This window comes from Thomasclavelia cocleata, from assembly GCF_900102365.1.
Lineage (GTDB): Bacteria > Bacillota_I > Bacilli_A > Erysipelotrichales > Coprobacillaceae > Thomasclavelia > Thomasclavelia cocleata.
Genome location: NZ_FOIN01000074.1, coordinates 1 through 5,331, shown reverse-complemented (window position 1 = coordinate 5,331; position 5,331 = coordinate 1). Strand labels below are relative to the sequence as shown.

Genomic DNA, 5,331 nt, shown 5'->3' with positions numbered 1-5,331 from the left:
AAAGCTGGAGATACAACAGCAAGTGTAAAAACTGGAGATACAACAAATATGATGTATCCATTACTAGGTTTAGCAATTGCTTCATTAGGATTCTATGGAAATAAAAAAAGAAAAAGAGTTAATTAAAATTTAAAATAAAGTTATAGAGGAATTTAGTGATACTATTTTCCTCTATATTTATTTTATTAATTATTTATCATTTTACTGTACTATTTAATTATTATTGCATATAATCAAATAAAGATTGGGGGAATTAATAATGATTGATGGACATATGCATTTAGAGTATGGGGAATTAAATAAAGAATATGTTTTACAGTTTGTTGATGAAGCAGTAAAAAAGAAATTAACTAGAATTCAAATTTTGGATCATACACATCGTTTTAAAGAGTTTGAGCCTATTTATGCCAAATTAAAAGAAGAGCCATTACAAAAAGAATGGCTGGAAAATAAAAAGATGAAGTTCAAAGATACTTTAGATGATTATGATCGTTTAATTAGAGAAGTAAAAGAAATGGATTTGCCAATAGATGTTTCTTTTGGTTTAGAAGTTTGTTATGTTCCTGAATATGAAGATTATATTAGAAATGTTTTAAAAAAGTACCATTATGATTTTATAGTTGGAGCAATTCATTCTATTGATGGTAAATTATATGATATGACTTTTTCTAAAGAAATCTTGTGGGATAAATACGATGTTAATGATATTTATAAAAGATATTATGAATTAGTATTTTCACTTGTTAAATCTGATATATTTACGCAGTTAGCACATCCAGATACAATTAAGATGTTCAATTATTATCCTGATTATGATTTAGTTCCAACATATCATAAATTAGCTGATTTATTAGTGGAACATCATGTTAAAGCAGAAAATAACACAGGTTGTTATTACCGCTATAATCATAAAGATATAGGATTATGTGATGAGTTATTAAAAATATTAAAAGAACATGGAGTAGAAATGATAACTGCAAGTGATGCTCATCAACCTAGTCATGTAGGAACTAATATTATTGATATTTATGAAAAAACAATGTAAAAAGAGACTGTGATGAATTAACAGTATTTTTAGCTGTTGAAAGATCATCAGCCTTTTTTATATAAATAATTATAGGAGTTAGCTAAAAGATATATGCAAGAGGTTTCTATTTTAGTGCATTAAATATTGAATTGTAATTAAAGTTTTTTGATATCATAAATTATGAATTTTAACATATATTATGATGGTGTATATAAGAATGAAATGGATTATATGGCATAATTGGTTAATTTTGAATAATTGTATACAATTTTTATAAAATCACTTTACAAAAATAATTGTATACAATATAATAAATACAATACAAGAAAGGAAAGGTATTTATATGACTGAAAAGAGAGTATTTAATTTTTCTGCAGGTCCTTCAATGTTGCCTGTGCCTGTTTTAGAAAAAGCGGCTAAACAAATGTTGAACTATGAAAATAGTGGGATGAGTGTAATGGAGATGAGTCATAGATCCTCTTCCTACTTAGACATTTTTGAAAAAACAAAAGGATTATTAAAAAAAGTAATGAATATTCCTGATGATTATAAAATCGTGTTTATCCAAGGAGGGGCTACACAACAATTTTCAATGGTACCATTGAATTTATTAAAAAATGGTAAAGCTGATTATATAATCACTGGGGCGTTTAGTAAAAAAGCAGCAGCAGAAGCAAAAAAATTTGGAGAAATTAATATTGCCTATGATGGTAGTGCTAATAACTTTAAACATATTCCAACCCAAGATGAATTAAATTTAGATCCAGAAGCTTCTTATGTACATTTATGTGCAAACAATACAATTTATGGAACAGAATGGAAATATGTTCCTGAAACAAACGGTGTTCCTGTAATTGTGGATATGTCTTCAAATATTTTATCAAAGCCAGTTGATGTATCTAAGTATGGAATGATTTATGCAGGAGCACAAAAAAATATGGGGATTGCTGGTTTAGGAGTAGCTATTATTAAAGAAGATTTGTTGCAAAAAGTAGCTCCAACAACACCTGTATTGTTAGATTATAAATTAATGATTGATAATGATTCAATGTATAACACACCACCAGCTTATGCAATTTATGTTTTAGGTTTAGTATTAGAATGGATTGATAATTTAGGTGGATTAGAAGTAATGGAAGAAAGAAATATAAAGAAAGCTAATCTATTATATGATTATCTTGATAGAAGTGATTTTTATATTTGTCATAGTAATAAAGACAATCGTTCTTTAATGAATGTTACATTTACAACTCCAGATAAGGATTTAGATGCTAAGTTTGTTAAGGAAAGTATTGTGGCAGGGATGACTAATTTAAAAGGACATCGTTCTGTTGGGGGAATTAGAGCATCTATATATAATGCTATGCCAATTGAAGGTGTTGAAAAATTAATTGCCTTTATGAAAGATTTTGAAGCATCAAATAAATAGGAGAGTTGTTATGTATAATATAAAATTATTAAATAAAATATCTAAAATAGGTTTAGATGTTTTTGATGAAAATTATAGTTATAATGAAGAGATGGTTAATGAAGATGCAATTTTAGTTAGATCTGCTTCTTTACATGAATATGATTTTGGTGAAAATTTAAAAGCAATTGCAAGAGCAGGAGCTGGGGTAAATAATATTCCAATTGATAAATGTAGTGAAAAAGGAATTGTTGTTTTTAATACACCTGGTGCTAATGCTAATGCAGTTAAAGAATTAGTATTATGTGCGTTATTTTTATCATCACGTAAAATTATTGAAAGTATAAGATGGGTTGATACTTTAAAAGATGATCAAAATGTTGCTAAAACTGCAGAAAAAGGTAAAAGTAACTTTGTTGGTCCTGAAATTGAAGGGAAAACACTTGGTGTTATAGGTTTAGGGGCAATTGGTGTTAATGTTGCTAATGCTGCAATTAAACTTGGTATGAAAGTTAAAGGTTATGATCCTTATATTGGTGTAAATGCTGCCTGGGCATTATCTAAGCATGCTAAACATGCGATTTCATTAGATGAAATCTATCAAGAATGTGATTATATTACAATTCATATTCCAAGTAATTCAGAGACAAAAGGTTTCTTGAATCAAGATGCTTTTGCTCAAATGAAAGATGGTGTGAAAATTTTAAATTTTGCTCGTGGTGATTTAGTTAATAATGAAGATTTATTAGTTAATGTTGCAAATGGTAAAGTTGGTAAGTACATTAGTGATTTTGCAGCACCAGAGTTAATTGGACAAGAAAATATTATTATTTTACCACATTTAGGAGCTAGTACACCTGAGTCAGAAGATAACTGTGCTAAAATGGCAGTTAAAGAAGTTATAGAATATTTAGAAAATGGAAATATTATTAATTCTGTAAATTTTCCTGATGTAAATCAAGCAAGAATTTCTAAAACGAGATTATGTATAATTAATAAAAACGTTCCGAATATTTTAGCAAATATCTCTAAATTATTTGCTGATCATAATTTAAATATTGAAAATATGGTTAATCGTTCACGTGGTGAATATGCATATACAATAATTGATACTAATGATGAAGTTCGTCAAGATATTATTGAAAGAATTGAATCTGCAAAGGGAATTGTTAGTGTAAGAAGTATTGTTAAAGAGTAACTTTGTTACTCTTTTTATTATGAAATAAATTATGTGTGAGGTTATAATAAAGCTTTAGTGTTTGGATAAAAAAGTTTTTTTGTGACATATCTTAATTAGTTTTAAGAAGTATAAATGTTGTTTACTTTTGTCTTTTATTGTAATATAACAATATAGAAGAAAGGTGAGGTAAATGAAAAGGGTTAGTTTGAAAAACATTTCGATGAGAGGGAAAATATCGATTATAGTAATTTTATTATTTTTAATAATAACTGGAGTTGTTGCTTATTTTGTTACAAAATGTCCAATTGTTTTTAAAGAGGAAAGTGTTAAAGTTGAAATTAATGAGGATTTTGATGCTGTTAAAAATATATTAGAAGTTAAAAATGGGAAAATTAAGGATGTAAAGATTAATACAAAAGATGTTAATTATAATAAGTTAGGTAAATATACGATTGTTTATACTTATGATGATAAAGATTATGAAGTAAGTGTAGAAGTTGTTGATACAAAAAAACCTAAATTTGAAATAATAGATTTAGATCTTGATGTAGGGATGAAAATTGATCCTAAAAGTATGGTGAAAAATATTGAGGATGCAACTAAAACTACTGTAAAGTTTAAAGAAGATTATCAATTTGATAAGGAAGGAGAAATTACTGTAGTTGTGCAGGTAGTTGATGAGGCTGGTAATATAAGTGAGAAAAAGGCTAAAGTTAAACTAGTTAAAGATAAAACTGCTCCAGAAATTAATGGAATTAGTGAACTGACAGTTGCTAAGGGAGGAAAACCTGATTACAATAGTGGAGTTAGTGTAACCGATAATCGTGATCCTAATCCTAAGTTGGATATTGATAATTCAAAAGTTGACATAAATAAATTAGGAACTTATAAAGCAATTTATATTGCTACTGACCGTTCAGGTAATAAGACAAAAAAAGAACGTGTTATTAAAGTTGTTGAAAAGAAAGATATAGGTACGTCACAACAAAGCAATGAAAAAATTGTTTATTTAACTTTTGATGATGGTCCTTCTGCTAATACTCAAAAGATATTAGAAATATTAGAACGATATAATGCAAAAGCAACATTCTTTGTTACTGGAACTAATCAAAATTATAATTATTTGATTAAAGAAGCTCATGATAAAGGGCACACGATTGGGCTGCATACATATTGTCATGATTATAAAACTGTTTATTCATCAGTTGATGCTTATTTTGATGATTTAACAAAAGTTGGTAATATGGTAAAAGATCTAATTGGTTATACACCTAGATATATTCGTTTTCCTGGTGGTTCTTCAAATACTGTTTCTCGTAAACATACACCTGGAATCATGACAACTTTATCAAAAGAGGTTATAAATCGGGGGTATCAGTATTATGATTGGAATGGTGATTCAACTGATGCTTCTGGTAATAATGTACCAGTTAACAAGTTAATTGCTAATGCGACTTCAAGTAAATCTAATAATATAAATATTCTTTTTCATGATACAAGTGCTAAATCGACAACTGTTCAGGCTTTACCTGCAATCATTGAGAATTATTTAGCTCGTGGATATCGGTTTGAGGCTATAAATGATAGCTCATTTGCTCCACATCAAGGAATTAATAATTAAAAAAGGGGCTGTAACGAAATAAAATAGTTAAGTTCCAAAACAAAAAAGACAATATCTCAGTGAGTTGCTGAGAAATATTGTCTTTTTTGGTATAA

General features: G+C 27.8%; 5 protein-coding genes. All 5 read left to right on the top strand.

Translation table 11 applies throughout. The annotated features are described in order from the left end of the window. A partial coding sequence (locus BMW96_RS14890; protein ID WP_143050764.1) for an LPXTG cell wall anchor domain-containing protein occupies nucleotides 1-126 on the top strand: 126 nt, incomplete at its 5' end. A 133-nt stretch (nucleotides 127-259) separates the two neighbouring features. After that, nucleotides 260-1,045 carry a PHP domain-containing protein gene (locus BMW96_RS13640; protein WP_092357100.1) on the top strand — a complete coding sequence of 262 codons (786 nt, stop codon included), beginning with the start codon at nucleotides 260-262 and terminating at the stop codon, nucleotides 1,043-1,045. A 325-nt stretch (nucleotides 1,046-1,370) separates the two neighbouring features. Beyond that, nucleotides 1,371-2,456: a 3-phosphoserine/phosphohydroxythreonine transaminase gene (gene serC / locus BMW96_RS13635; RefSeq protein WP_092357097.1), complete on the top strand. Its 1,086-nt coding sequence runs from the start codon at nucleotides 1,371-1,373 to the stop codon at nucleotides 2,454-2,456. Nucleotides 2,457-2,466: 10 nt separating this feature from the next. Beyond that, nucleotides 2,467-3,633, top strand: coding sequence for a phosphoglycerate dehydrogenase (locus BMW96_RS13630; RefSeq protein ID WP_092357094.1), 1,167 nt, complete (start codon nucleotides 2,467-2,469; stop codon nucleotides 3,631-3,633). 172 nt (nucleotides 3,634-3,805) lie between these two features. Then, on the top strand, nucleotides 3,806-5,236 hold the full coding sequence (locus BMW96_RS13625) for a polysaccharide deacetylase family protein (protein WP_092357091.1): 1,431 nt from the start codon (nucleotides 3,806-3,808) through the stop codon (nucleotides 5,234-5,236). The last annotated feature ends 95 nt before the right edge of the window (nucleotides 5,237-5,331 follow it).